At 55.7% G+C, this 25416-nt stretch carries 23 protein-coding genes; 9 read left to right on the top strand and 14 right to left on the bottom strand.

From position 1 onward, the window contains the following. Positions 1 to 39: 39 nt before the first annotated feature. From ridA to PGQ95_RS17830, 4 genes are all read right to left on the bottom strand, one after another. Positions 40 to 426: a 2-iminobutanoate/2-iminopropanoate deaminase gene (gene ridA, locus PGQ95_RS17815; protein WP_430918904.1), complete on the bottom strand. Its 387-nt coding sequence runs from the start codon at positions 424 to 426 to the stop codon at positions 40 to 42. A gap of 73 nt (positions 427 to 499) precedes the next feature. After that, the gene (pyrI, locus tag PGQ95_RS17820) at positions 500 to 961 is read right to left on the bottom strand and encodes an aspartate carbamoyltransferase regulatory subunit (RefSeq protein ID WP_015368555.1); all 462 of its coding nucleotides are present in this window, start codon (positions 959 to 961) and stop codon (positions 500 to 502) included. 13 nt (positions 962 to 974) lie between these two features. Beyond that, positions 975 to 1910, bottom strand: coding sequence for an aspartate carbamoyltransferase (gene pyrB, locus PGQ95_RS17825; RefSeq protein WP_087858340.1), 936 nt, complete (start codon positions 1908 to 1910; stop codon positions 975 to 977). Between the two features lie 36 nt (positions 1911 to 1946). Further along, positions 1947 to 2081 carry a pyrBI operon leader peptide gene (locus tag PGQ95_RS17830; protein ID WP_072201274.1) on the bottom strand — a complete coding sequence of 45 codons (135 nt, stop codon included), beginning with the start codon at positions 2079 to 2081 and terminating at the stop codon, positions 1947 to 1949. Positions 2082 to 2245: 164 nt separating this feature from the next. Here PGQ95_RS17830 and PGQ95_RS17835 point away from each other — a divergent pair, with 164 nt between their 5' ends. Further along, positions 2246 to 2698 carry a YhcH/YjgK/YiaL family protein gene (locus tag PGQ95_RS17835; protein WP_087858341.1) on the top strand — a complete coding sequence of 151 codons (453 nt, stop codon included), beginning with the start codon at positions 2246 to 2248 and terminating at the stop codon, positions 2696 to 2698. Between the two features lie 54 nt (positions 2699 to 2752). Here PGQ95_RS17835 and argF read toward each other — a convergent pair whose 3' ends face one another. Further along, on the bottom strand, positions 2753 to 3757 hold the full coding sequence (gene argF, locus PGQ95_RS17840; protein ID WP_087858342.1) for an ornithine carbamoyltransferase: 1005 nt from the start codon (positions 3755 to 3757) through the stop codon (positions 2753 to 2755). Between the two features lie 163 nt (positions 3758 to 3920). Between argF and rraB the strand changes: the two genes are divergently transcribed. Further along, positions 3921 to 4346, top strand: coding sequence for a ribonuclease E inhibitor RraB (gene rraB / locus PGQ95_RS17845; RefSeq protein WP_015368550.1), 426 nt, complete (start codon positions 3921 to 3923; stop codon positions 4344 to 4346). 71 nt (positions 4347 to 4417) lie between these two features. Next, on the top strand, positions 4418 to 5182 hold the full coding sequence (gene miaE / locus PGQ95_RS17850) for a tRNA isopentenyl-2-thiomethyl-A-37 hydroxylase MiaE (RefSeq protein WP_087858343.1): 765 nt from the start codon (positions 4418 to 4420) through the stop codon (positions 5180 to 5182). 69 nt (positions 5183 to 5251) lie between these two features. Here the strand turns inward: miaE and PGQ95_RS17855 are convergent, their stop codons facing one another. Continuing rightward, positions 5252 to 5755, bottom strand: a complete 504-nt coding sequence (locus PGQ95_RS17855; RefSeq protein WP_087858344.1) for a GNAT family N-acetyltransferase — start codon at positions 5753 to 5755, stop codon at positions 5252 to 5254. A gap of 183 nt (positions 5756 to 5938) precedes the next feature. Here PGQ95_RS17855 and PGQ95_RS17860 point away from each other — a divergent pair, with 183 nt between their 5' ends. Beyond that, positions 5939 to 7135 (top strand): YjgN family protein, encoded by a 1197-nt coding sequence (locus PGQ95_RS17860; protein WP_183269111.1) that lies wholly within the window; start codon positions 5939 to 5941, stop codon positions 7133 to 7135. Positions 7136 to 7182: 47 nt separating this feature from the next. Here the strand turns inward: PGQ95_RS17860 and PGQ95_RS17865 are convergent, their stop codons facing one another. The 3 genes from PGQ95_RS17865 to pepA all read right to left on the bottom strand — a co-directional run bounded on the left by PGQ95_RS17865 (position 7183) and on the right by pepA (position 12114). Further along, the gene (locus PGQ95_RS17865; protein WP_087858346.1) at positions 7183 to 10038 is read right to left on the bottom strand and encodes a valine--tRNA ligase; all 2856 of its coding nucleotides are present in this window, start codon (positions 10036 to 10038) and stop codon (positions 7183 to 7185) included. Then, on the bottom strand, positions 10038 to 10481 hold the full coding sequence (gene holC, locus PGQ95_RS17870; RefSeq protein ID WP_020079783.1) for a DNA polymerase III subunit chi: 444 nt from the start codon (positions 10479 to 10481) through the stop codon (positions 10038 to 10040). The genes PGQ95_RS17865 and holC overlap by 1 nt, the downstream gene beginning before the upstream one ends. 121 nt (positions 10482 to 10602) lie before the next feature. Next, on the bottom strand, positions 10603 to 12114 hold the full coding sequence (pepA, locus tag PGQ95_RS17875; protein WP_008807121.1) for a leucyl aminopeptidase: 1512 nt from the start codon (positions 12112 to 12114) through the stop codon (positions 10603 to 10605). Positions 12115 to 12504: 390 nt separating this feature from the next. On the opposite strand from pepA, the gene lptF reads away from it, so the two are divergent. Next, positions 12505 to 13602, top strand: coding sequence for an LPS export ABC transporter permease LptF (lptF, locus tag PGQ95_RS17880; protein ID WP_045394713.1), 1098 nt, complete (start codon positions 12505 to 12507; stop codon positions 13600 to 13602). Then, entirely contained in the window at positions 13602 to 14684 is a 1083-nt protein-coding gene (lptG, locus tag PGQ95_RS17885; protein ID WP_087858348.1) for an LPS export ABC transporter permease LptG, read from the top strand. Before lptF ends, lptG begins: the two co-directional genes overlap by 1 nt. A gap of 142 nt (positions 14685 to 14826) precedes the next feature. Here the strand turns inward: lptG and PGQ95_RS17890 are convergent, their stop codons facing one another. From PGQ95_RS17890 to PGQ95_RS17900, 3 genes are all read right to left on the bottom strand, one after another. Next, on the bottom strand, positions 14827 to 16329 hold the full coding sequence (locus PGQ95_RS17890; RefSeq protein WP_087858349.1) for a helicase HerA-like C-terminal domain-containing protein: 1503 nt from the start codon (positions 16327 to 16329) through the stop codon (positions 14827 to 14829). An 86-nt stretch (positions 16330 to 16415) separates the two neighbouring features. Continuing rightward, positions 16416 to 17237, bottom strand: a complete 822-nt coding sequence (locus PGQ95_RS17895; protein ID WP_087858350.1) for a TIM barrel protein — start codon at positions 17235 to 17237, stop codon at positions 16416 to 16418. Positions 17238 to 17266: 29 nt separating this feature from the next. Next, positions 17267 to 17470 (bottom strand): hypothetical protein, encoded by a 204-nt coding sequence (locus tag PGQ95_RS17900; RefSeq protein ID WP_143115467.1) that lies wholly within the window; start codon positions 17468 to 17470, stop codon positions 17267 to 17269. A 122-nt stretch (positions 17471 to 17592) separates the two neighbouring features. Between PGQ95_RS17900 and PGQ95_RS17905 the strand changes: the two genes are divergently transcribed. After that, the gene (locus tag PGQ95_RS17905) at positions 17593 to 19098 is read left to right on the top strand and encodes a CoA-acylating methylmalonate-semialdehyde dehydrogenase (protein WP_087858352.1); all 1506 of its coding nucleotides are present in this window, start codon (positions 17593 to 17595) and stop codon (positions 19096 to 19098) included. 18 nt (positions 19099 to 19116) lie between these two features. After that, positions 19117 to 19917, top strand: a complete 801-nt coding sequence (iolB, locus tag PGQ95_RS17910; RefSeq protein WP_213794697.1) for a 5-deoxy-glucuronate isomerase — start codon at positions 19117 to 19119, stop codon at positions 19915 to 19917. Positions 19918 to 20002: 85 nt separating this feature from the next. On the opposite strand, the gene PGQ95_RS17915 is transcribed toward iolB, so the two are convergent. Then, positions 20003 to 20857, bottom strand: a complete 855-nt coding sequence (locus tag PGQ95_RS17915) for a MurR/RpiR family transcriptional regulator (protein ID WP_015368536.1) — start codon at positions 20855 to 20857, stop codon at positions 20003 to 20005. A gap of 148 nt (positions 20858 to 21005) precedes the next feature. Beyond that, positions 21006 to 22919, bottom strand: a complete 1914-nt coding sequence (locus PGQ95_RS17920; RefSeq protein ID WP_308958160.1) for a bifunctional 5-dehydro-2-deoxygluconokinase/5-dehydro-2-deoxyphosphogluconate aldolase — start codon at positions 22917 to 22919, stop codon at positions 21006 to 21008. Between the two features lie 527 nt (positions 22920 to 23446). On the opposite strand from PGQ95_RS17920, the gene iolD reads away from it, so the two are divergent. Continuing rightward, positions 23447 to 25387, top strand: a complete 1941-nt coding sequence (gene iolD / locus PGQ95_RS17925) for a 3D-(3,5/4)-trihydroxycyclohexane-1,2-dione acylhydrolase (decyclizing) (RefSeq protein WP_087858355.1) — start codon at positions 23447 to 23449, stop codon at positions 25385 to 25387. Positions 25388 to 25416 lie beyond the last annotated feature (29 nt).

Raw genomic sequence — 25416 nt, forward strand, 5'->3', positions numbered from 1 at the left:
TGGATGACGCAAGCGCCTGGGGTGAGGGCAGAGAAGCGCTTAGCGACGGATCGCGATAGCTTCAATCTCAATCTTCACGTCTTTCGGCAGACGCGCGACTTCTACGCAGGAACGCGCCGGGAAAGTGGCGTTATGCTCGGTGAAGAACGCTTCATACGCGGCATTCACGGTGGCGAAATCGTTCAGATCTTTCACGAAAACGGTGGTTTTCACGATATTGCCCACTTTCAGGCCAGCGGCTTCAACGATAGCTTTTACGTTGTCCAGGGACTGACGCGCCTGCGCGGCGACATCTTCCGGCACGCTGCCGGTTTTCGGGTCTACTGGGATCTGGCCGGAAGTGATGATCATGCTACCCAGATCAACGCCTTGTACATAAGGGCCAATAGCTGCTGGTGCCTTTTCCGTCGCAATAGTTTTGCTCATAATATCTCCAGATGAACTGCAGTAATTAGGTCGTAGCCATTATAGGGAGGGCCGGTATTAATACCAACCGCAATTAGTTGGCCAGCACCACATAATGGGAAAACTCTTTTTCACAGTATTTGCATTTGAGTGCAATGTCATCAGCGCGTTTTTTCACTGCGAAACTCGACGAAACCGGCTCAGCGTGACTGATGCAGTTGCTGTTCGGACAGACCAGCACGCTGTTGATGCGCTCAGGCAGGCTCGGGCGGGATTTGCCCACTACTTCGTAATCATCAATACGGTTAACCGTTGCGTCCGGCGCATACAGCGCCAGCTGATTGACCTGCTCATCGGTCAGGAAGGTGTTCTCAATTTTAATCAAATCTTTACGGCCCATCTCGCCGGACGGCAGGTTCAGGCCGATGGTGATGCGCTGGTCGGTTTCGGTCAGCTTGAACAAGGTCAACAGTTTGAAGCCAACCTGGGCCGGGATATGGTCGATTACGGTGCCGCGTTTAATGGCTTCTACTTGCAGTTTATTGTCGTGTGTCATCTCTCAATCCCCCTTACTGTGCCAGCTCGCTATTCAATACCAGTGCCAGTAACGCCTGGCGGGCGAAGATGCCGTTGCCTGCCTGCTGGAAGTACCAGGCGTGCGGCGTTTTATCGACATCGGTGGTGATTTCATCAACGCGCGGCAGCGGGTGCAGCACTTTCATATTGGCGCGCGCGCCTTCGAGATCCGCGGCGCGTAGCACGAACTGCGCCTTCACGTTGGCGTATTCCGATGGGTCCAGGCGCTCTTTCTGCACGCGAGTCATATACAGAATATCGACCTCAGCCATTACTTCGTCGATGGCGCTATGCAGGCTCCAAGCGATGCCTTTTTCATCCAGCATATCGAGAATGTACTGCGGCATCGCCAGCGCGTCCGGGGCGATGAAGTAAAAGCGGTTGCCGTTGAATTTCGCCAGCGCCTGGGTCAGCGAGTGTACGGTACGGCCATATTTCAGATCGCCGACCATCGCGACATTGAGGTTCTCAAGGCGGCCCTGAGTTTCCTGAATGGTGAACAGGTCGAGCAGGGTTTGCGTTGGATGCTGATTGGCGCCGTCGCCGGCGTTGAGAATCGGTATGCCGCCGGAGAACTCGGTTGCCAGACGCGCGGCGCCTTCTTGCGGATGGCGCATCACGATAGCGTCGACGTAGGTGCTGATCACCGAAATGGTGTCGGCCAGGGTTTCGCCTTTCTTACCGAGCGAGGTGTTGCTGCTGTCGGAGAAGCCGACCACGCTGGCGCCGAGGCGGTGCATGGAGGTTTCAAAAGAGAGGCGAGTACGGGTGGAGGCTTCAAAGAAACAGCTGGCGATAACCTTATGCTTCAGCAGCTCGGGTTGCGGATTGGCTTTCAGCTTTGCGGCCGTCGCCAGCACCAGTTCGAGGTCTTCGCGGCTGAGATCGTTTATGGAAATGATATGTTTTTGATATAGCGGGTTAGCCATGCTTATCTCCTGACGCCTGAGCAAAAAAAAAGCCCCTTAAATAAGGGGCTTCGAGAATTCATTGAGCAACGGAAAGAAAAACGCCAGGCCAGCGCCTGCTTTCAGACGCGGTAAGACACAGCAATGTCGTACGCAATTGACCATATTTCCTCCCGGCAAAACGGCTGGCATTATACGCAGCTTTGATGAGCAATCAAGCGATTAATCCACAATCAGGGAAACGTTTGCCTGCGAAGGCTGAGCCAGCGCAAAAAACCGCGATAAAAATGTGGTCTGACAGTGGTAAGCGGCGTATAAAATAAAAATGAAAAGCTGTTTTATATTTGAGGGGTCTTATGATTATCGGCAATATTCATCATCTGCAATCCTGGCTGCCGGACGCGCTGCGTCAGGCGATTGAGCATGTTAAAGCCCACGTTAGCGAATCGACGCCGCTCGGCAAGCACGACATCGACGGTAATAATCTGTTCTATCTGATTTCTGAAGACAGCACCGAACCGCAGGCCGAACGTCGCGCCGAGTTTCACGCCCGCTATCTGGATATCCAGATTGTACTTCGCGGTCAGGAAGGGATGACTTTCAGCACCTTACCGGCAGGCGAGCCGCAGACTGACTGGCTGGCGGACAAAGACATCGCCTTCCTCGGCGAAGGCGCGCAGGAGAAAACCGTTATCCTTAACGAGGGGGATTTTGTGGTGTTTTATCCAGGCGAAGTGCATAAACCGCTCTGTGCCGTCGGGGCGCCGGCGAAGGTGCGCAAAGCGGTGGTGAAGGTATTGATGGCTTAAAACGGGTAGCCCGGATACGCCTGGCGCTATCCGGGAATCTACCGTGGTTAATGGCTATTTTCCAAGCGTCGCCACCATCACAGCCTTGATGGTGTGCATGCGGTTTTCCGCCTGATCGAAGACGATGCTCGCTGGCGACTCAAATACCTCGTCGGTCACCTCCATGCCGCCGTGCAGTCCATACTCCGCCGCCATCTGTTTGCCGAGAATGGTCTGGTCATCGTGGAACGCGGGCAGACAATGCAGGAATTTCACCTGCGGGTTGCCGGTCAATTGCAGCATGGTTTTATTCACCTGGTAACCGCGCAGCAGGGCGATACGCTCCGCCCATTTCTCTTTCGCCTCGCCCATCGACACCCACACGTCGGTATAAATGAAATCAGCGCCTTTTACGCCCGCGGCGATATCTTCCGTCAGGGTAATATTGCCGCCGTGCTTTTTCGCCAGCGCAGTGCATTCCGCCACTAAACCCTCTTCCGGCCAGCAGGCTTTTGGCGCCACCAGGCGCAGGTCCAGCCCGGTCAGCGCGGCGGCTTCCAGCATGGAGTTACCCATGTTGTTACGCGCGTCGCCGGCGTAGACCAGCGTCATTTCATTAAATGCCTTACCCGGCAGGTGCTCTTGCATGGTCAGCAGGTCGGCCAGGAGTTGCGTCGGGTGGAATTCATCGGTCAGGCCGTTCCACACCGGCACGCCGGCATACTCCGCCAGGGTTTCTACCAGCTCCTGGCCGTAGCCGCGATATTGAATACCGTCATACATGCGACCCAGCACGCGGGCGGTATCTTTCATGGATTCTTTGTGGCCGATCTGGCTACCGCTGGATCCGAGATAGGTCACGCGGGCGCCCTGGTCGTAAGCGGCAACTTCGAAAGAGCATCGTGTACGGGTTGAGTCTTTTTCGAAGATGAGCGCGATGTTTTTGCCCTTTAGTTTCTGGGCCTCGATGCCGTTTTTCTTATCGGCTTTTAATTGCGCGGCCAGGTCGACAAGGCCGGTAATTTCTGCAGCAGTGAAATCCAGTAATCTCAAGAAATGCTTCTGATATAACGCGGACATAATTCCCTCACCTGGCAAACGCCACTATTGAATTAAAATTCACTTTATATGTATGAATATTCATTTGCAACCCCGAGTAAGAAATCTTTTACACAGAAGGTGGAGGCAATCACGGCGGTATGTGACAATAGGAGTATCTGCCGCACATTATGAGGAACGAGCCATGGCAAACCCGGAACTACTGGAAGAGCAGCGTGAGGAAACGCGTCTGATTATCGAAGAGCTGCTGGAAGATGGCAGCGATCCGGACGCGCTGTATACCATTGAGCATCATCTCTCTGCCGACGATTTCGAAACGTTGGAAAAAGTGGCGGTAGAGGCCTTCAAGATGGGTTATGAAGTCACCGAGCCGGAAGAGCTGGAAGTCGAAGAAGGCGAAGTGGTGATCTGCTGCGATATTCTGAGCGAAAGCGCGCTCAACGCCGATCTGATCGACGCCCAGGTTGAACAGCTGATGAACCTGGCGGAAAAATTCAACGTCGAGTACGACGGTTGGGGTACCTATTACGAAGACCCGAACGGCGAAGACGATGACGGCGAAGATGACGAAGATTTAATTGACGAAGACGACAACGGCGTACGCCACTAAGTCGTCAACGGATACGGCGGCGTCTGCCGCCGTATATACCCGTCCTGATTAGGGTATAGCCTGGAGCTTCAATGGATTACCCGCAAATACTTTCCCCGATTTTAGCATTCCTGCACTGCCCAACGCCGCAGGCGTGGATTGACGAAGCCCGTAAACCGGAAAACCTGCCGCTGCTGCTGACCGACCACATGGTATGCGAGCTGAAAGCGGCGCAAAACGCCATGCTGCTGGTGCGCCGCTACGTCGCCGATAAAGACGGCGCCGACGAGCTACTGGAATGCCTGAAACCGTACGAAGACTTTACCTATCGCCGTGGGCCGGAGCCGGATTTTGTCGCTCTGCATAAGCGGATCAACAAAAGCGCTATGCCGCGAACCAACGACCCGTGGGGCAGACAGTTGCTCGACAGCATGATTCTGCTTATCAAAGAGGAGCTGCACCACTTCTGGCAGGTGCGCGAGATCATGCTGGCGCGAGATATCCCTTACGTCAAAATCACCGCCAGCAACTATGCCCGCGGTATGCGCCGGGAGGTGCGATCGCACGAGCCGGTGATGCTGATCGATAAGCTGATTTGCGGCGCTTATATCGAAGCGCGCTCCTGCGAGCGGTTTGCCGCGCTGGCGCCGTGGCTGGATGATGATCTCCAGAAGTTTTATCTGTCGTTGCTGCGCTCCGAGGCCCGTCATTATCAGGATTACCTGGACCTGGCGCAGCAGATAGCGGGGGAAGATATCAGCGAGCGCGTACGCCAGCTTGGCGAGGCGGAAGCGGCATTGATTCTCCGCCCGGAGTCTGAGTTCCGCTTCCACAGCGGCGTACCGACGGCACCGTAGCCCGCGGTTTCCGGACTCTGTGGCCCCGGTAAGCGCAGCGCTACCGGGGAAGCCCACGGTAGCGAGGCGTTACAGCGGTTTCAACATTCGTACTTCGCAATCGACGTGGCCGGTGCAGCCCAGCGGCTCGTCGATATGCTCAAAGCCGAGATGCTCATAAAGGGCAATCGCTTCTTTCAAAAAAGCGGTGGTCTCCAGATAGCAGCGTTTAAAACCCTGTTCGCGGGCGTAATCCATCGCCATCAGCGCCAGCTTTTTCGCCAGCCCTTTGCCGCGCGCCGAGGTCATAAAGTACATTTTCTGCAGCTCACAGATATCGGACTCGCTACATGAGAGCGCCGCCACGCCGCCGCCGCCGACCACTTCGCCATTTTGCTCCACAACCCAATAGGCGGAGCCCGGTTGGCTATAAAGTTCGTACAGTTCATCCAGGTTGGGATCAGCGACCGTATAGCCTTTATCGGCGGTCAGGCCGTATTCCGCTGAGACCTGGCGGATAACTCGGGCGATGGCGGCATTATCTGCCGCCGTAATGCGGCGTAAAGTAAAGGTCTGTGGCGCAGCAAGATTCATAGAATCACTCAATGTTAGCTTAAATAACCATACATTGTTTTAATACCATTATTCTTTAATCGACGCAAGATGTGCATAAATATATTGCTGGGTAATTTCCAGATAATATATTCTGTATGTTTAATGGCAATTATTCTGGCTTATTATTTATATATATACTTTAAAATGCAAGGACGGCGAGGTATGGAAATTTTTTCAGGGGGAAAACAAAGCAGTAGTCATTTTTTTGTTTTTCACGGTCGGGCAAAGAGTTATTTTTTTATTTGTTTGGTTAATATTATACTGTCTGTAATTACTTTAGGGATATTCATTCCCTGGGCATGGGTACGTAGTCGCCGTTATTTTTGTGAAAATATGGAAGTTAACGGTAACCGTTTTGCTTACCACGGGCGCGGTTTCACGATTTTACTTAGCTGGCTGCTGATGTTTATCGTGCTGGTTTTACTTAGTCTGGCGCTTGCCATTTTCTCTCCCGGTAGTGAAGGGCTCGAGACGCTGGCATTTCTTATCCTGCTGCCGGTCATGGTAATGAAGGGGTTAAGCTATCACGCGAATATGACCTCATTCGCTAATATTCGTTTTGGGTTTAAATGTAATCTACTGCGCGCATGGTGGATTATGCTCGGGTTACCTTTGCTGATAGTCGTGCTAATGGCGGTTATCCTCTTCATTCCCGGAAGCCGTCTCTGGTTAGGTTTTAGCATAAATGGCATGTTAGTGGGTTTCGTTGCCCTGTTTTTACTGGCACTGTGTGTCATGGCCGCCGCCAGTGGGGTGGTTTACAGTCACTGGCTTGAGCTGATCGGCAAAGGCGGAAACTTAGGTAAAACTAAATTTAATATTTATATCAGCACGAAGCGTTGCATCGTGGCGTTTTTATGGGCAACGGTAATTTTGTTGCCGTTTATGATACTGTTTTTGGGTTTTTTCATTTCCGCATTTATGCAATTTTTCACAGGATGTATGTTCGGCATGTGTAATGAAAATACAGCGCTGTTTATGGCATTGCGGCATCTTAGTGCGGTATTGAGTGGATATTTATCTCTCACCATTGGTATCGTATTAGCCATGGCATTTATCCGGGTGGCCTTACGTAATCACGCGTGGAATAATTTGGTGCTTGGCGACAGCATTCGTTTTCGTTCTACCCTGACGTTTTTTGGCCTTGCTCCGCGTTTATTGGCTCTGACGTTTCTTTCTCCGCTGACATTGGGTCTGGCGTATCCCTGGTTAAAGATTAATTTGATGCGCTATATTGCCGCCAACACTGAGGTGATTGGTGACTTTGAAACGCTCGACCTGCAGCAAGATGAGGCCTGTCAGCCGCCAGTAGCTGGTAAATTGTGCAGCGGTTTTTTACCTAACCTGCCGTTCTTATAATGTAAAAAAAGCCGGAGCAAGCTCCGGCTTTTTTCTATCGCGAGTTTTTACAGCGCGGCGATCACTGCCTGCTGTTCAATTAGTTTCGCTTTCGCTTCCGCGTAGCCTTCCAGCTTCTCACGCTCTTTGGCGATAACCGCCTCCGGCGCGCGGGCCACAAAGCCTTCGTTGGATAGCTTGCTTTCGATACGGCCGATTTCCGCTTCGACTTTCGCCACTTCTTTCGCCAGACGCGCCAGCTCGGCTTCTTTGTCGATAAGACCCGCCATCGGGATCAGCAGCTCGGCGCCGTCGATAATCTTGGTCACGGAAACCGGACCTTTATCATCGGCAGGCAGCACGGTGATGCTTTCCAGACGCGCGAGGTTCAGCAGGAAGCTGCGGTTGTCGTTAACACGACGCTCGGCATCTTTGCTGCAGCCGCGCAGCAGCAGTTCCAGCGGTTTACCTGGCGCAATGTTCATCTCCGCACGGATGTTACGTACGGCGACGATCGCCTGCTTCAGCCATTCGGTATCGGCCAGCGCCGCTTCATCAACCTGGGAAGCATCGTACTGCGGGAACGGCTGCAGCATGATGGTATCGGCGGTGATACCGCAGATTACTTTCACGCGCTGCCAGATGGTTTCCGTGATGAACGGGATGATCGGATGCGCCAGGCGCAGCAGACCTTCCAGCACGGTCACCAGAGTATGGCGAGTCCCGCGCAGCTCCGCTTCGCTGCCACCGTTCATGACCGGCTTGGTCAGTTCAAGGTACCAGTCGCAGAACTGATTCCAGGTAAACTCATACAGGATGCCCGCGGCGATATCGAAGCGGAAGTTATCCAGCGCTTCGCGGTACGCTTTCACGGTCTGGTTGAATTCAGCCAGGATCCAGCGGTCGGCCAGGGACAGCACCATCTCGCCGCCGTTGAAACCGCAATCCTGATCTTCGGTATTCATCAGTACGAAGCGGCTGGCGTTCCACAGTTTGTTGCAGAAGTTACGGTAACCTTCAAGGCGCTTCATATCCCAGTTGATGTCGCGGCCGGTAGAGGCCAGCGCCGCCAGGGTAAAGCGCAGGGCGTCAGTGCCGTGTGGCTCGATGCCGTTCGGGAACTGTTTCTCGGTGCGCTTGCGGATTTTTTCCGCCAGCTGCGGCTGCATCATGTTGCCGGTACGTTTTTCCAGCAGCTCCGGCAGGGTGATGCCGTCAACCATATCCAGCGGGTCAATGACGTTACCCTTGGATTTGGACATCTTCTGGCCTTCGTCGTCGCGGATAAGGCCGGTCATGTAGACGGTCTTAAACGGAACCTGCGGCTTGCCGTTTTCATCTTTGATGAAGTGCATGGTCATCATGATCATGCGGGCGATCCAGAAGAAGATAATGTCGAAGCCGGACACCATCACGCTGGTCGGATGGAACTGACGCAGCGCGTCGGTGTTTTCCGGCCAACCGAGGGTGGAGAAGGTCCACAGCGCGGAAGAGAACCAGGTATCAAGAACATCTTCGTCCTGACGCAGGGCAACGTCGGCGCTCAGGTTGTTTTCCTGACGCACTTCGTCTTCGCTACGGCCAACATAGACGTTGCCGTCGTTGTCATACCATGCCGGGATGCGGTGACCCCACCACAGCTGACGGGAAATACACCAGTCCTGAATATCGCGCATCCAGGAGAAGTACATGTTTTCGTACTGCTTCGGCACGAACTGGATGTCGCCATTCTCAACGGCTTCGACTGCCGGCTTGGCCAGCACGTCCGCACGTACGTACCACTGGTCGGTCAGCATCGGTTCGATAACCACGCCGCCGCGGTCGCCGTAAGGCACGGTCAGGTCGTGCGGTTTGATCTCTTCCAGCAGGCCCAGCGCGTCGACGGCGGCAACCATCGCTTTACGCGCGGCAAAACGTTCCATCTTCTGGAATTCAGCCGGGATCTCGTTGGAATAAACGTCGGATTCGTTGCCTTTGGTATCGTAAACTTCCGCGCTTTCGCGGATGTCGCCATCAAAGGTCAAAATATTAATCATCGGCAACTGATGACGGCGGCCAACTTCGTAGTCGTTAAAGTCGTGCGCCGGGGTGATTTTCACGCAGCCGGTGCCTTTTTCCATGTCGGCGTGTTCGTCGCCAACAATCGGAATGCGGCGGTTAACCAGCGGCAGCACTACGAATTTACCAATCAGGTCTTTGTAACGCGGATCTTCCGGGTTAACGGCCACGCCGGTATCGCCCAGCAGGGTTTCCGGACGGGTGGTGGCGACCACCAGGTAATCTTTACCGTCAGCGGTTTTCGCGCCATCGGCCAGCGGATAGCGAATGTGCCACATGGACCCTTTCGATTCGCGGTTTTCCACTTCGAGGTCGGAAATGGCGGTACGCAGTTTCGGGTCCCAGTTGACCAAGCGCTTGCCGCGATAAATCAGGTCTTCTTTGTACAGGCGAACGAAGACTTCTTTCACCGCGTTGGACAGGCCTTCATCCATCGTGAAGCGCTCGCGCTCCCAGTCGACGGAGTTGCCGAGGCGGCGCATCTGACGGGTAATGGTGCCGCCGGATTCCGCTTTCCACTGCCAGATTTTGTCGATGAAAGCATCGCGGCCGTAGTCGTGGCGGGTTTTACCTTCTTCAGCGGCAATCTTACGCTCAACCACCATTTGGGTAGCGATACCCGCGTGGTCGGTACCGGCCTGCCACAGGGTGTTTTTACCCTGCATGCGCTGGTAACGAATCATGGTATCCATGATGGTTTGCTGGAAGGCATGACCCATATGCAAACTGCCGGTGACGTTCGGCGGCGGGATCATGATGCAGAAGCTCTCCTGGCTTTCATCACCATTCGGTTTGAAATAGCCCTGCTTTTCCCAGTGCTCGTAAAGCGGCTGTTCGATATCTTGTGGGTTGTATGTCTTTTCCATTATTTCCAGGTTGCCGTGTTCAGGTTGAAACCAGCCATGCGGTACGCTTTATAGCGTTCGCGCGCCAGTTGTTTCAAAGAATCTTCGTAAGGGACAAAGTCTATCACTTCTGTGAAAGCGGTGGCAAAATCTGCAAAGTTTAGCCGCAGGCTGATAAGAATATCCCGCGGACTGCTGTTGCGCTTTTGCGGCCAGGCAATTTCCACCGGCGCGCCGCCTCTCGGGCCTTCGCCCGCCAGATTATGCGGCACAAAGCTCTCCGGAGGACGCGTCCACAGCGCTTCGTCGAGGCGAATAGCCTGCTGTTCATCTTCACAGGCGATCAGTACGCGCTTGCCGTTGCGCCAACGTTCTGCGGCAATTTCGCACACCAGCTGTTCGACGGCGCTGAGCTCGTCGACGGTGTCTTCGTTGTCCAGAAGATAGAACGTTGCGTTTTTCATATATGGGGCTTCTTGTTGTGGATTTAAATGCAAAGCCGGGTGGTGCTACGCTTACCCGGCCTACAAACGGCATCTTTCCGTCGGCCCGGTAAGCGTAGCGCCACCGGGCATCAGACGGCAATCACTCTTCGCCGTTAAAACCCGCACGATTGAGCAGGAACTGCGATAACAGCGCCACCGGGCGGCCGGTCGCGCCTTTGGCCTTCCCGGAACGCCAGGCGGTACCGGCGATGTCGAGGTGCGCCCAGTTGTACTTGCGGGTGAAGCGTGACAGGAAGCAGCCAGCGGTAATCGCGCCGCCAGGACGGCCGCCGATGTTGGCCATATCCGCAAAGTTGGACTCCAGCTGATCCTGGAACTCGTCGGCCAGCGGCAGACGCCATGCGCGGTCGCCGGCCAGTTCGGAGGCGCCGATCAGCTCATGAGCCAGCGGATTATGGTTCGACATCAGGCCGGTGATGTGATGGCCGAGGGCAATCACGCAGGCGCCGGTCAGCGTCGCAACGTCGATAACCGCTTCCGGCTCGAAGCGCTCAACGTAGGTCAGCACGTCGCACAGCACCAGACGGCCTTCGGCATCGGTATTCAGCACTTCAACGGTTTGTCCGGACATGGTGGTCAGAACATCGCCTGGGCGATACGCGCGACCGCCAGGCATGTTTTCACAGCCCGCCAGCACGCCGATGACGTTCAGCGGCAGCTGCAGCTCGGCAACCATTCGCATTACGCCGTAAACCGCCGCCGCGCCGCACATGTCGTACTTCATCTCGTCCATGCCTTCGGCAGGCTTGATGGAGATACCGCCGGAGTCGAAGGTCAGGCCTTTACCGACCAGCACGATAGGGCGCGCGTCTTCAGACGGGTTGCCTTTATACTCGATGACCGACATCAGCGACTCGTTCTGCGAGCCGTTGCCGACGGCAAGATAGGAGTTCATCCCCAGCTCGCGCATCTGCTGCTCGCCGATCACGCGGGTGATGACGTTCTTGCTGTAGGTGTCAGCTAACTGGCGCGCCTGGGAAGCCAGATAAGCCGCGTTACAGATATTCGGCGGCATGTTGCCGAGATCTTTCGCCGCTTTGATGCCGGCGGCAATCGCCAGGCCATGCTGAATGGCGCGTTCGCCGCTGGTGAGCTCGCGGCGGGTCGGCACGTTAAAGACCATTTTACGCAGCGGACGACGCGGCTCGCTTTTGTTGGTCTTCAACTGATCGAAGCTGTACAGCGTCTCTTTGGCGGTTTCAACGGCCTGGCGAACTTTCCAGTAGTTGTTGCGCCCTTTAACGTGCAGTTCGGTCAGGAAGCAGACGGCTTCCATCGAGCCAGTGTCATTCAGAGTATTAATGGTTTTCTGAATAACTTGTTTATACTGACGTTCATCCAGTTCGCGCTCTTTACCACAGCCGATGAGCAGAATGCGCTCAGACAGGATGTTCGGCACATGGTGCAGTAACAAGGTCTGGCCAGGCTTGCCTTCGAGCTCGCCGCGACGCAGCAGGGCGCTGATGTAACCGTCGCTGATTTTATCGAGTTGTTCGGCGATGGGGGAGAGGCGACGTGGTTCGAAGACGCCGACCACGATACAGGCACTCCGCTGCTTCTCCGGGCTACCGCTTTTTACACTGAACTCCATGCACTATGCTCCTGAATCTTAAAGACAACAGTGGTGGCTACGGCTATACTCGTCGCCTTTCCAGTTGCAGATGTGTTGGCTACGCCTGCTTACCCCTGACGCTGGCTGATGCCGCTTTGGGGCTTCACAGTCCTGCCGCCTTTCTACAACTCGAAATCCATTGAGTATATAATTGCAAGCTTTCGTAACTCATGTCCGCTGTTGCGGTGACTTCGTGTTAATCTTAACGTTATTACGGCCTTGGTTCGTCAGAAAAGATCCTGATACGCAGAACCGATGAGTCATTTAATCTTAGCGATGTTTTCGACGATAAAAGAGAATAAATGACGTTTAAGCCATGAAACAAGCAATTTTCCTGCAATAAGACGGGTTTTTACGGGCGTATTTATAGTGATAATCATAAGATATCTGGTTCGTGAGACGCTGAAAAGCCAGTTGGCGATCCTATTCATCCTGTTACTGATTTTCTTCTGTCAGAAACTCGTCAGGATCCTCGGCGCCGCGGTAGATGGCGATATCCCGACCAACCTGGTGCTCTCGCTGTTAGGGCTGGGCGTACCGGAAATGGCGCAGCTCATTCTGCCCCTGAGTCTTTTCCTCGGGTTGTTGATGACGCTGGGCAAACTGTATACCGAAAGTGAAATTACGGTGATGCACGCCTGCGGCTTGAGCAAAGCCGTATTGATTAAGGCGGCAATGATCCTTGCCCTGTTTACCGGCGCTGTCGCGGCGGTCAACGTGATGTGGGCGGGGCCGTGGTCGTCGCGCCATCAGGACGAAGTGCTGGCGGAAGCCAAAGCTAACCCCGGAATGGCGGCGCTGGCTCAGGGCCAGTTCCAGCAGGCCAGCGACGGCAGCGCGGTGTTGTTTATCGAAAACGTCAACGGTAACCGCTTCAACGACGTGTTCCTGGCGCAACTGAGGCCTAAAGGCAACGCGCGTCCTTCCGTGGTGGTTGCGGATTCCGGCGAGCTGTCGCAGAAAAAAGACGGCTCCCAGGTGGTCACGATGACTCAAGGGACGCGTTTTGAAGGCACGGCGATGCTGCGCGATTTCCGTATTACCGACTTTAAAAACTACCAGGCGGTTATTGGTCATCAGGCGGTAGCGGCCGATCCCAGCGACACCGAACAGATGAATATGCGCACGCTATGGCGTACCGACACCGATCGCGCCCGCGCCGAACTGCACTGGCGCTTCACGCTGGTGGCGGCGGTGTTCATGATGGCGCTGATGGTTGTCCCGCTCAGCGTGGTGAACCCGCGTCAGGGCCGCGTGCTGTCTATGCTGCCGGCGATGCTGCTGTATCTGGTGTTCTTCCTGCTGCAAACGTCGATCAAATCGAACGCGGGTAAAGGCAAAATGGACCCCGCCATCTGGATGTGGGGCGTGAACCTGCTCTACTTCGCGCTGGCGGTGCTGCTTAACCTGTGGGATACGGTGCCGATGCGTCGTTTCCGTGCCCGGTTTAATAAAGGAGCGGTGTGATGCAGGCGTTTGGCGTACTTGACCGCTATATCGGTAAAACCATTTTCAACACCATCATGATGACGCTGTTCATGCTGGTGTCGCTCTCCGGCATTATTAAGTTTGTCGACCAGCTGAAAAAAGCCGGGCAGGGCAGCTATGATGCGCTGGGAGCAGGACTCTATACCATTCTCAGCGTGCCAAAAGATGTGCAAATCTTCTTCCCAATGGCGGCCCTGCTTGGGGCTTTGCTGGGGCTGGGTATGCTGGCGCAGCGCAGCGAACTGGTGGTGATGCAGGCTTCCGGCTTTACCCGTATGCAGGTGGCGCTGGCGGTGATGAAAACGGCGATCCCGCTGGTGTTGTTGACCATGGCGATGGGTGAATGGGTGGCGCCGCAGGGCGAACAGATGGCGCGTAACTACCGTGCGCAGCAGATGTACGGCGGTTCGCTGCTGTCGACCCAGCAGGGGTTGTGGGCGAAAGACGGGCATAATTTTGTCTACATTGAACGCGTAAAGGGTAACGATGAGCTGGGCGGGGTGAGCATCTACCAGTTTAACGATAACCGTCGTCTGCAATCTGTTCGTTACGCCGCTTCCGCTAAGTTTGATAATGACGCCAAGATCTGGCGCCTGTCGCAGGTGGATGAATCTAATCTGACCGATCCGAAACAGGTTACCGGCACGCAAATGGTCAGCGGAACCTGGAAGACCAAACTGACGCCGGACAAACTCGGCGTGGTTGCGCTGGATCCGGACGCGCTATCAATCAGCGGCCTGCATAACTATGTGACCTATCTGAAGTCCAGCGGCCAGGATCCTGGCCGTTACCAGCTCAACATGTGGAGCAAAATCTTCCAGCCGCTGTCGGTGGCCGTGATGATGCTGATGGCGCTGTCGTTCATCTTTGGTCCCCTGCGGAGCGTGGCAATGGGCGTGAGAGTCGTTACCGGGATTAGCTTCGGCTTTATCTTTTACGTACTCGACCAGATATTTGGCCCGCTAACATTGGTTTACGGCATACCGCCGATAATCGGCGCGCTGCTGCCAAGCGCAAGCTTCTTCCTGATAAGCCTTTGGCTGATGATGAGAAAAGCGTAGTTCGATAAATGACCCGGCCAAGCGCAAGCAACGCCGGGTTTTTTGTGCCCGCGGTTTGAGTGGCGATCCGCAGTGTAATGCCCTGTATTGTTGTCGCCCGGATCGGACGCAGCGCGCCGCAATCCGGGGCTCGACGCTGACGTTAACGGCGCCTTCCGCCTAGCAGGCTTCCCAGCATACCGCGGACGATCTGGTTGGTGACCTGACGTACGGCGCTTTTGGCGGCGGTCTGCACAATACCATCTCGTTTACCGCCGCGCGGGCCGGTAGTGCCGAACAGAATATCTTTCAGTCCCCCGAGCAGCCCGTCGTCATCGCCGCTTTGTTGGCCTTTTGCCGGCGGCGCCGACTGCTGCTCGGTGGCGACCTGCACCCCTTTTTGCAGCATTTCGAAGGCCGATTCGCGGTCAATCTCTTCTTCATACTTGCCGTACAGCGCCGAGTGGTTAATCAGGCCATTTCGCTCATCGTCGCTGACCGGCCCCATCCGCGAGCAAGGGGCGATAACCATCGCTCTTTCTACTATCGATGGGCTGCCTTTTTCGTCGAGGAAGGAGATCAGCGCTTCGCCGGTACCGAGCTCCTGAATGGCCTGCTCGGTACTGAACGCCGGATTGGCGCGCATGGTTTGGGCGGCGGTCTTCACCGCTTTTTGATCCTTCGGGGTAAAGGCGCGCAGGGCATGCTGCACGCGGTTGCCCAACTGGCCGAGCACGGCATCCGGGATATCCGATGGATTCTGCGAGACAAAATAGACGCCGACCCCTTTAGAACGGATAAGGCGAATCACCTGCTCGATTTTATCCAGCAGTACCTGCGGCGCATCGTTAAACAGCAGGTGGGCTTCGTCGAAGAAGAACACCAGCTTCGGTTTTTCGAGGTCGCCGGCTTCCGGCAGGCGCTCGTAGAGTTCGGAGAGCATCCACAGCAGGCTGGCGGCGTACAGCTTCGGCATCTGATAGAGCTTTTCAGCGCTGAGGATATTAATCACCCCTTTACCGCTGGCATCGACACGCATCCAGTCCTGAATATCCAGCATCGGTTCGCCGAAGAAGTGCTCTGCGCCCTGCTGCTCCAGGGTCAAGAGCCCACGTTGGATAGCGCCTACCGAAGCGCTGCTAATGTTGCCGTACTGATTCTGGAAGGCTTTGGCGTTATCACCGATAAACTGGGTGATGGCGCGGAGATCTTTAAAGTCCAGCAGCAGCAGGCCGCGATCGTCAGCGATACGGAAAATAATGTTCAGCACGCCGCTTTGTACTTCATTCAGGTTGAGCAAGCGGGCGAGCAGCAGGGGGCCGAGGTCCGACACCGTAGCGCGCACCGGGTGGCCCTTTTCACCAAAGATATCCCAAACAACCACCGGGTTGGCGTGCGGCTCCCAGTCGGTAACGCCGATTTTTTCCAGACGCGCCTGAAGCTTCTCAGAGCTCTGCCCTGCCTCCGCGATACCGGTCAGGTCGCCTTTCACATCGGCCATAAAGACCGGTACGCCGATCTCCGAAAATGACTCCGCCAGTTTTTGCAAAGTTACGGTTTTACCGGTACCGGTGGCGCCGGTAATTAGACCGTGACGGTTAGCCATTGCTGGCAGCAGATGGAGCTGTTTGTCCAGCGTGCGTGCGATTAGCAAGGGTGAGCTCATGATCGATTCCTCCATTTATCCTGCGTCGATTATAGGCAACCTGACAGCAAAAGATGGAGGAAATCGATAACTCTCAACGTTTAATCTTACGCGCAGTGGCGCTGAATCAGCGCAATGCTCTGTTCAATCTCGCGGCGAATATCCTCTTCGCGCCATGACGCCAGCTGCGGAGCGAAAGGCTCGAAGGCGTAATCCCCCTGGTATCCGCGGGCTTCGAGATGCCGCACCTGTTGACAGGTCAGCAGCCGGTCATGCGGCGTCAGCATGATGCGCTCGTCGTCGGTCAACTGTTCTCGCGGGCGGGAATCGTCAACGCCGGAGAGATGAACCAGACCTATCTCAGCAATGTCCAGCTGGCTGAATTCCTCTTCTGCTTGTGGATAAAGATGATGGTGGAAAGTATCAATTAATAGCTTAAACGGTACCTGGGCGTCGCGAATGAGCGCCTGAGCCTGCGCCGCCGAGCGTAGCGAACTTTGTGGGAAGCCTAGCGGCTCGACCAGGCCCTGAATGCCATATTGTTCGAACAGCGGCGCCAGCTCGCGCATAGCGGCAAGCGTTTCTTGCGGCGCTACCGTGGTACCATCATTTAACGGGCACATCACCAGCGATTTGGCGCCAATAGCCTGCGCCTCTTTCAGCAGCGACTCCGTCAGGTGACGTACTTCAGCGCTGTGGCGGTTGAAAGGATAGACGGCGTTGATCGTCAGAATCTCAAGCTGGTAACGGTCGGCCAGCCTGCGCACCTGCTGGTGGGTGAGCGCGTCGGTGACTTTACCGCTGGGTAAATCATTACGCAGCTCTACCTTGTGCAGCCCGAGTTCGCTCACCAGACGGAAAAACGCCTCAATGCTGAGCGACGGCGCAATTTTACGATTGATACAGAAACGCTGCAGGGCAATGGCCATTTGACACTCCTGACAAGATATTGACTGGTTTAGTTCGCTTTCCAGATAGTTAAAATGTTTATTTCATCATTGGCAATGGATGAAATGATGGTTGTTTGAGCACGATCGCAAAAAAGTTGCTGCGCCATTTCATGGTTTACATCAAAGATAACCGCATAAAATCTCACCTTCGCTACTGCTGTGATTTGAAATTGTATGGAGAGTGGTTTGCTGAAAAATGCGACAACCATCACCAAAGTAGAATTTCATTTTATCTGATTATTGAAATATAAATTTCATTTTACTACGGTTATAGCACAGCACAATCAGCGACGGGCCGTAACTTGAACGGCCTTCTACACTATGAGGCGAGAAGATGACTATCACAGGTAACTTTATTGGTGGGAAAACGGTAACCAGCAGCAGCCAGGAAACGATGCCGGTGTACGATCCGGCTACTGGCGATGTGGTTCGCGAAGTCACGCTTTCCACCGCGCAGGAGGTTTCCGATGCAATCCAGGTCGCTCGCGACGCTTTTGACAGCTGGTCCCGCACCACGCCGCTGCGCCGCGCCCGCGTGCTGTTCAATTTCAAAATGCTGCTCGAACAGCACGTCGATGAACTGGCGGGCATTATCGTTAGCGAGCATGGCAAAGTATGGTCCGATGCGTTGGGCGAGCTGACCCGGGGCATGGAAGTGGTTGAGTTTGCCTGCGGCATTCCGCACCTCATTAAAGGTGAGTTTTCTTCCGACGTGGGTACCGGCGTCGACAGCTATTCGCTCATGCAGCCGCTGGGCGTGGTGGCGGGGATAACGCCGTTTAATTTCCCGGCGATGGTGCCGATGTGGATGTTCCCCATCGCGCTGGCCTGCGGCAACAGCTTCGTGCTAAAACCACCTGCGCTGGCCCCGACCGCGGCGGTACGCATGGCTGAGTTACTGAAAGAAGCCGGTCTGCCGGATGGCGTCTTTAACGTCATTCACTGCAGCAATGAAGATGCCGAGCAGCTTTATACCGACCCGCGTATTGCCGCCGTCAGCTTTGTCGGCTCCTCCGGCGTGGCGGAATATATCTATAAAACCGCCAGCGCTCACGGAAAACGCGTCCAGGCGTTTGGCGCGGCGAAAAACCATGCCATCGTGATGCCGGACGCCGATCTTGATGCGACCGTGAATGCCATTATGGGCGGCGCGTATGGTTCCGCTGGCGAGCGCTGCATGGCCCTGCCGGTAGTGGTGGCCGTCGGTGACGAGACTGCAGATAAGTTGATTGCCCGCCTGAAACCATTAGTCGAGTCGCTGAAAGTCGGTCCTGGCTGCCTGCGCGGCAAAGACGAAAACGAAATGGGGCCGGTGGTATCCGAAGCGCATCAGAAAAAAGTACTTGGCTATATTGATAAGGGCGTCAGCGAAGGGGCGTCGTTGGTGGTGGATGGCCGCAGGCTGCGCGTGGCCGGGCATGAGGACGGATATTACGTTGGCGGTACGCTGTTTGACCACGTCACTCCGGAAATGACCATTTGGCGCGAAGAGATTTTTGGTCCGGTGCTGGGGATTGTCCGCGTCGCTGATTACCAAAGCGCGCTGTCGCTGGTTAACAGCCACGAATTCGGTAACGGCAGCGCCGTCTTTACCAGCAACGGCCATACCGCCCGCGAGTTCGTCCATGACGTACAGGCCGGCATGGTTGGCGTCAACGTACCGGTGCCGGTGCCGATGGCCTTCCATAGCTTCGGCGGCTGGAAGCGCTCGGTATTTGGCGCGCTGAACGTCCACGGGCCGGACGGCGTCCGCTTCTATACCCGTATGAAAACTGCCACCGTGCGTTGGCCGCAGGGGCAGCAAACCGTATCTGAATTCAGTATGCCGACGTTAGGTTAATCGGCGAAGGAGAACGCTATGTCGTTATTGGCTAAAGCGCAACAAGAGGGACATATCCAGCACATCACCCCGCAGAGCGCGGGGTGGCAGTATATTGGCTTTGATGTCTGGATGTTAAAACAGGGGCAAACCGTGACCCTGGAGAGCGGTGATCGTGAGCTATGTCTGGTTCTGGTCTCTGGGCTGGCCTCGATCAAAACTCAGCACGCCGATTTTCCCGACCTTGGTAAACGCATGTCGCCATTCGAGCGTACGCCGCCGTGGTCGGTCTATGTGCCGCCGCACGATAAGGTCGAGGTCACTGCAGATTCCGATCTTGAGCTGGCGGTCTGCAGCGCGCCGGGCAAAGGCAGCTTCCCGGCGCGAGTGATACGGCCTGAGGATGTCGGCGTAGAGCATCGCGGTAAAGGGCGCAACCAGCGGCTGGTACATAATATCCTGCCGGATAATGCGCAGGCGGATTGCCTGCTGGTGGTGGAAGTCTACACCGAAGAAGGGGCGACCAGCTCCTGGCCATCGCACAAGCACGATACCGCGCTGCCGGGGCAGGAAACCCAGCTGGAAGAGACCTACTACCACCGCTTCGATCCGCCGCAAGGCTTTGCCTTTCAGCGAGTGTACACCGATGACCGCAGCCTGGATGCCTGTATGGCGCCCTATAACCATGATGTGGTGATGGTGCCGCGCGGCTACCATCCGGTAGCGGCGATCGCCGGTTACAACAGCTACTATCTGAACGTAATGGCGGGGCCGGATCGTAAGTGGCTATTTACCTGGGAAGACGATCACGCCTGGATCAACAGCGATCGCTATTCATAGCGTGCGATATACGAGAAAAGCCGGGGATGTCCCCGGCTTTTTTGTCTGTTGATTGCCGTTGTATACAGCGTAGTGCAACGGGTAATCAGGCGCGGTGCTGCTGCGGCTCTTTGCTGCTATTCAATGCCAGCGATACCGCTAGCGTCTGGGCCAGGCACAGCGAGGCCACCTGCGAGCGGAAACCATCAACCTGCGCTTCACGCACCACAAAGCACACATCACTGAAGGCGGCAAGCGGGCTTACCTGGCTATCGGTAATGGCGATTTGTCGCGCCTTGCGCTGGGCGCCAAGCTCAACCAGCTCCACCACTTCACGGGCATAAGGCGAGAAGCTCACCGCCACGACCACATCCTTCGGCCCCACCAGACTGAGCTGCTCGGTGAACATCCCGCCGAGGCCGTCGATCAGGAAGGCTTTGCGATCCAGATGGCGCAGCGCGTAGGTCAGGTAAGAAGCGACGCTAAATGAGCGACGCAGGCCGATGACATAGATATTTTCCGCATCCGCCAGTAAATCTACCGCCCGGTTGAGGTCTTCGCCGGAGGTCTGCATTGCCAGTTGCTGCAGCGCCTGGGTATTGACCATGCTGAACATGTTGAGGATTTCCGTCGGCGTTTCCGGCGGCGTCGTTTCGTCGTTAGTGGTCTGGCGGAACAGACGCGCGCGCTCGGTGTAGTTGGCGGTCTCTTCCATCAGATGCTGCCTGAACATCTGCTTCATTTCGTTAAAGCCGCTGAAGCCAAAGGCGTTAGCGAAGCGAATCAGCGTTGAGGGCGGAACGTCAGCCTGTTGCGCAATGGAGGCTACTGTATCGAAAGCAACGCTATTACTGTTATCCAGTATATAGCGCGCCACCTGCTTCAGACGTTTGCTGAGCGTGTCGTAGCGCCGTCTGATTTCATCCTGCAGGATGGTCAGTTGGGTCGGATTATTAGCCATAAGTTGCGCTCTGAGAAAATGGAAGGAATATGGCTTCCAGTGTACCAAATGAAGCGAATTTTTCATTTTTTGCGATGAAATACGCGATTCATTTCACGAAGAAACCGCAGGCCCGCCGCTTTCAAGGAAGAGGCGGGCCTGAAGGAGGTTAGCCGCGCGCTTCGCGCCAGTAGCCGATGAGCCGTAGATAGTTGCGTTTCACTTCATCGATTAGCGCGGCGTCATCCAGTTCGCCCTGCATCCAGCGGCGCGAAGGCTGGCCAAATATGGTTCGGCCGACGGCAAAACCCTTGATCATCGGGTGCCCGGCCGCTTCGGCGAAACCTGAACGCAATCGATCCGATGGCGCATCCAGCCCCAGGAGCAGGATGCCCCGGCACCATGGGTCTTCGCGCTCGATAAGCGCTGAAATCCGCTCCCACTGGGCGCTGGCCAGCGGCGGCAGCTTCCACCAGTCCGGCTGGATGCCCAACTGATAGAAATGCTCCAGCATAGTGTGGTAGTGGCGTTCATCTTTGTCCGGTCCGTTCTCCGGCAGGATCACTTCCAATAGCAGCTCGTGCCCCGACTTATTGCAGGCCTGCCAGACTTCCAGCAGCAGCGCGTCCTGCTCGGCGCGCAGCGCTGCCGGGTCATCCGGGTGGTAAAAGACCAGGCATTTGACGACGTGCTCAAGCGGCCAGTCGATCAGCTGTGAGCCAATATTGCCATGTTCAAGACGTAGCGGACGCGAGCTGGGGAGCTCAATCGGCCGACCGATCCACCAGCCTTTACCGGTAATGGCGTTAAGTGAACGTTGACCATAGGTTCCATCGGCGAGGATGCCGCTACGCCGATCCAGTCCGGCCTCTGTGGCTGCCGCCTCGGCGGCGGCCAACAGTAGCAGTTTGAGTTCGGGAATACAGGCCGGGTCGCGCCCGGTTTCTAATGCCAAATCCGCCAGCTGTTTACGATGGTCAAAGGCGAAGATACACAGTTCCGGCCACGACTGGCGTCGGCTGGTCACCCGGTGCAAATGATTAAGCCGCGCGTCGATATCCGGGCGTGGAACGGCACCGGCCCGCGATAGATAATCATCAAGCTCCACTTTCGTCGGCATCGCCGGCGCGCAGCCGTGACGTGACACCACCAGCGCGCCGCAGGCGTTGGCGTAGCGGCAGGCCTGTTCCCAACCTTCATCATTAAGCCAGCCGCGCAGCAGTCCGGACATAAAAGCGTCGCCGGCACCGAGTACGTTGAGTACTTCGACGCGAACGCCTTGCTGCAGCGGCACTTCGTCCCAGCTATCCGGGATGGCGCCCTCCAGCACCACGCAGCCCATCGGCCCGCGCTTGCAGACCAGCGTCGCGTTGGTGGCATGGCGAACGTTTTTCAACGCGGTGAGGGTATCGGTGCTGCCGCCGGCAATATGAAACTCTTCTTCAGTGCCGACGACTAAATCGAACAGGTGCAGAACTTCCTGCAACTGACGGGTCACCGGACCCGACTCAATGAAACGCGTTTCACCGTCGCCCAGCGAAGTGAGCCCCCACAGCACCGGACGGTAATCGATATCCAGTGCGGTACGCAGGCCGTGGCGGCGGGCGTATTCCAGCGCCTTCAGTACCGCATCGCGGGTATTGGCGTGTGAAAGGTGGGTGCCGGTCACCGCCAGAGCGCGTGAAGAGGCGATGTACTCTTCATTGATATCGTCAGGCGTCAGCGCCATATCGGCGCAGTTGTCGCGGTAGAAAATCAGCGGGAAGGTATCCTGATCCTTAATGCCCAGCATCACCAATGCGGTCAGCCGTTCTTTATCCGTGATCAGATATTCGGTATCGACACCTGCGCGGCGGAGGGTTTCACGCAGAAACCGGCCGTTGTGCTCATCGCCCACCCGCGCCAGCATCGCCGATTTTAATCCCTGAATCGCGGTACCAAAGGCGACGTTGCCCGAGGAACCGCCGAGATACTTGGCGAAACTGGCCACATCTTCCAATCTTGCCCCTATCTGCTGGGCGTAGAGATCGACGGCCACCCGGCCAATACAGATGACGTCGAGCCGCTTAACTGCTGCATTCATCGCTAGGGTTTCCTTTTGCAAATCTGCTGCCAGGAGAAGGTCGCATGAGTGACAGTCTGCCGTGAACAGCCTGATGGTTATTAGTTATCTCTAGTTTGAGAAATAAATATTTCATTTTCAAATCTAATCGAAATTAAAAAACCAAAAGTGTGAAGGATCTACCACTCTGCGCGGATGAGCGGCTGCCCACCCATACATGTTGTATGCATCCCGCTTATCCATGTTTCCCTTTTTTTAATATCAATATTATCCATAATTTTCATGTAGATAATCTTATATTCACCCTTTCGTTTGGAAACCTGCTCGCGAAGGAGATGTAAGTGAAACGTGTGAAATGGGTAGAGAGTTTGATCCTTCTCGCAAAATGAAACATTTCTTCTGTATTTGTGTTTAATGAAAAAAATGTTTGCCTATAATCCAAAAATATTCCAGTGGACGTTAACGGCTTTCCCTCACCAACGCCATCTTCTCTGGCGAGCAAAGCGCTAACTCACACGACAAATACTGAACGATAAGGATTAGGCAACATGGGCAAACTGAGACTGACAATGGCGCAGGCGCTGGTGAAGTTCCTTGATAACCAGTATCTGGAGGTGGACGGCGAAGCGCAGAAATTCGTGAAAGGGATTTTCGCTATTTTTGGTCACGGCAACGTGTTGGGCTTAGGCCAGGCGCTGGAAGAGAACAGCGGCGAACTGCGGGTTTACCAGGGGCGTAATGAACAAGGCATGGCCCATGCGGCTACAGGCTTTGCCCGTCAATCACTGCGCCGGCAGATCATTGCCTGCACTTCTTCCATCGGTCCGGGGGCGGCCAACATGATCACCGCCGCGGCGACGGCTACGGCCAACCGTATCCCGTTGTTATTACTGCCGGGCGATGTCTTTGCCACCCGCCAGCCGGACCCGGTACTGCAGCAAATCGAACAGAGCCACGATCTGAGTATCACGACTAACGACGCATTTCGCGCGGTGAGTAAGTACTGGGATCGAATTACACGCCCGGAACAGCTAATGAGCGCCTGCATTAATGCCATGCGCGTGCTGACGGATCCGGCGGAAACCGGCGCGGTCACCTTGTGTCTGCCGCAGGACGTGCAGGGTGAAGCCTGGGATTATCCCGAGTCCTTTTTTGCCCGCCGCGTCCACCGTCTGGATCGCCGTCCGCCAAGCGCAGCGCAGCTGTCGGATGCGGTAGCGGCAATTAAAACCAGCCGTAAACCGCTCATCGTCTGCGGCGGCGGCGTGAAATATTCCGCGGCAGGTGAAGCGCTGGTGAGCTTCGCCGAACGTTACGGCATTCCGTTTGCGGAAACACAGGCCGGTAAGGGTACGGTGGTTTCATCGCATCCGCTGAACGTCGGCGGCGTTGGCGAAACGGGCTGTCTGGCTGCCAACCTGTTAGCGAAAGAGGCCGATCTGGTCATCGGTATCGGCACGCGCTTTAGCGATTTCACCACCTCCTCGAAATGGATATTCCAGTCCCCGGGCGTGCGCTTTCTTAACGTTAACGTCAGTAATTTTGATGCCTGGAAGCTGGACGGCATCCCAATGCTGGCGGACGCCCGCGAGGCGCTAAGCGCGCTCAGCGCTGCGCTGGCGAACGAGTCCTGGCAGGCAGGATGGGGCGCGCAGATTGCAAGCGTGCAGAGCCGGCAGATGAAAGAGACCCAGCGCGTCTACCAGGCTGTCTGGCAGGAAACGGATTTCGTACCAGAAATTGACGACCATATTGACCGTGAATCGGTATATCGCGAATTCCGTCAAATCACGGATTCCACCCTGACGCAAAGCAGCGTTCTTGGCCTGCTGAACGAGTCGCTGGCGGCGGATGCGGTCATTGTGGCGGCGGCGGGCAGCCTGCCGGGGGATTTACAACGCGTCTGGCGCAACCGGGCGGTGAATACCTATCACGTCGAGTACGGCTACTCGTGCATGGGCTATGAGGTCAACGCCGCTCTCGGCGTGAAGCTGGCGCAGCCGCAGAGCGAGGTCTATTCGCTGGTCGGCGATGGCTCCTTCATGATGCTGCATTCTGAACTGGTCACCTCCCTGCAGGAGCGGGCGAAGATCAACGTCATTCTGCTCGACAACATGGCGAATGGCTGCATCAACAACCTGCAGCTGGAACACGGTATGGATAGCTTCGGCACCGAGTTCCGCTACCGCTCGGCGGAAAATGGCCGGTTGCAGGGCGGGCTGGTGCCGGTGGATTTCGCCACGATCGCTTCCGGCTACGGCTGCAAGACCTGGCGGGTCACCACCCTTGAAGAGCTACGCCACGCGCTGGATGCCGCTCGCCGTGAAACCGTCAGCACGCTCATCGACATTAAAGTACTGCCGAAAACTATGGTCCACAAATACGGTAGCTGGTGGAACGTTGGCGTGGCGCAGACGGCGCTGTCGGAACGTATCCGTAAAGTCGCTGAAATGATTAATGAAAAACGCGCCCAGGCGCGGGATTACTAACAAAGAACACGAACCCTGAACCCTACAGA

Source organism: Klebsiella sp. 141240, from assembly GCF_050600805.1.
Taxonomy (GTDB): Bacteria; Pseudomonadota; Gammaproteobacteria; order Enterobacterales; family Enterobacteriaceae; genus Klebsiella; species Klebsiella aerogenes.

What these genes read in the sequence shown, in the direction of transcription:
- iolD (WP_087858355.1), top strand. Translation starts at nt 23,447, where the DNA reads ATGGGCAAACTGAGACTGACAATGGCGCAGGCGCTGGTGAAGTTCCTT.
- PGQ95_RS17830 (WP_072201274.1), bottom strand. Translation starts at nt 2,081, where the DNA reads ATGCCAGCCGTTTTGCCGGGAGGAAATATGGTCAATTGCGTACGACAT.
- PGQ95_RS17835 (WP_087858341.1), top strand. Translation starts at nt 2,246, where the DNA reads ATGATTATCGGCAATATTCATCATCTGCAATCCTGGCTGCCGGACGCG.
- PGQ95_RS17905 (WP_087858352.1), top strand. Translation starts at nt 17,593, where the DNA reads ATGACTATCACAGGTAACTTTATTGGTGGGAAAACGGTAACCAGCAGC.
- PGQ95_RS17860 (WP_183269111.1), top strand. Translation starts at nt 5,939, where the DNA reads ATGGAAATTTTTTCAGGGGGAAAACAAAGCAGTAGTCATTTTTTTGTT.
- holC (WP_020079783.1), bottom strand. Translation starts at nt 10,481, where the DNA reads ATGAAAAACGCAACGTTCTATCTTCTGGACAACGAAGACACCGTCGAC.
- pyrB (WP_087858340.1), bottom strand. Translation starts at nt 1,910, where the DNA reads ATGGCTAACCCGCTATATCAAAAACATATCATTTCCATAAACGATCTC.
- PGQ95_RS17890 (WP_087858349.1), bottom strand. Translation starts at nt 16,329, where the DNA reads ATGAGCTCACCCTTGCTAATCGCACGCACGCTGGACAAACAGCTCCAT.
- PGQ95_RS17865 (WP_087858346.1), bottom strand. Translation starts at nt 10,038, where the DNA reads ATGGAAAAGACATACAACCCACAAGATATCGAACAGCCGCTTTACGAG.
- argF (WP_087858342.1), bottom strand. Translation starts at nt 3,757, where the DNA reads ATGTCCGCGTTATATCAGAAGCATTTCTTGAGATTACTGGATTTCACT.
- iolB (WP_213794697.1), top strand. Translation starts at nt 19,117, where the DNA reads ATGTCGTTATTGGCTAAAGCGCAACAAGAGGGACATATCCAGCACATC.
- PGQ95_RS17855 (WP_087858344.1), bottom strand. Translation starts at nt 5,755, where the DNA reads ATGAATCTTGCTGCGCCACAGACCTTTACTTTACGCCGCATTACGGCG.
- miaE (WP_087858343.1), top strand. Translation starts at nt 4,418, where the DNA reads ATGGATTACCCGCAAATACTTTCCCCGATTTTAGCATTCCTGCACTGC.
- pyrI (WP_015368555.1), bottom strand. Translation starts at nt 961, where the DNA reads ATGACACACGACAATAAACTGCAAGTAGAAGCCATTAAACGCGGCACC.
- ridA (WP_430918904.1), bottom strand. Translation starts at nt 426, where the DNA reads ATGAGCAAAACTATTGCGACGGAAAAGGCACCAGCAGCTATTGGCCCT.
- pepA (WP_008807121.1), bottom strand. Translation starts at nt 12,114, where the DNA reads ATGGAGTTCAGTGTAAAAAGCGGTAGCCCGGAGAAGCAGCGGAGTGCC.
- PGQ95_RS17895 (WP_087858350.1), bottom strand. Translation starts at nt 17,237, where the DNA reads ATGGCCATTGCCCTGCAGCGTTTCTGTATCAATCGTAAAATTGCGCCG.
- rraB (WP_015368550.1), top strand. Translation starts at nt 3,921, where the DNA reads ATGGCAAACCCGGAACTACTGGAAGAGCAGCGTGAGGAAACGCGTCTG.
- PGQ95_RS17920 (WP_308958160.1), bottom strand. Translation starts at nt 22,919, where the DNA reads ATGAATGCAGCAGTTAAGCGGCTCGACGTCATCTGTATTGGCCGGGTG.
- lptG (WP_087858348.1), top strand. Translation starts at nt 13,602, where the DNA reads ATGCAGGCGTTTGGCGTACTTGACCGCTATATCGGTAAAACCATTTTC.
- PGQ95_RS17915 (WP_015368536.1), bottom strand. Translation starts at nt 20,857, where the DNA reads ATGGCTAATAATCCGACCCAACTGACCATCCTGCAGGATGAAATCAGA.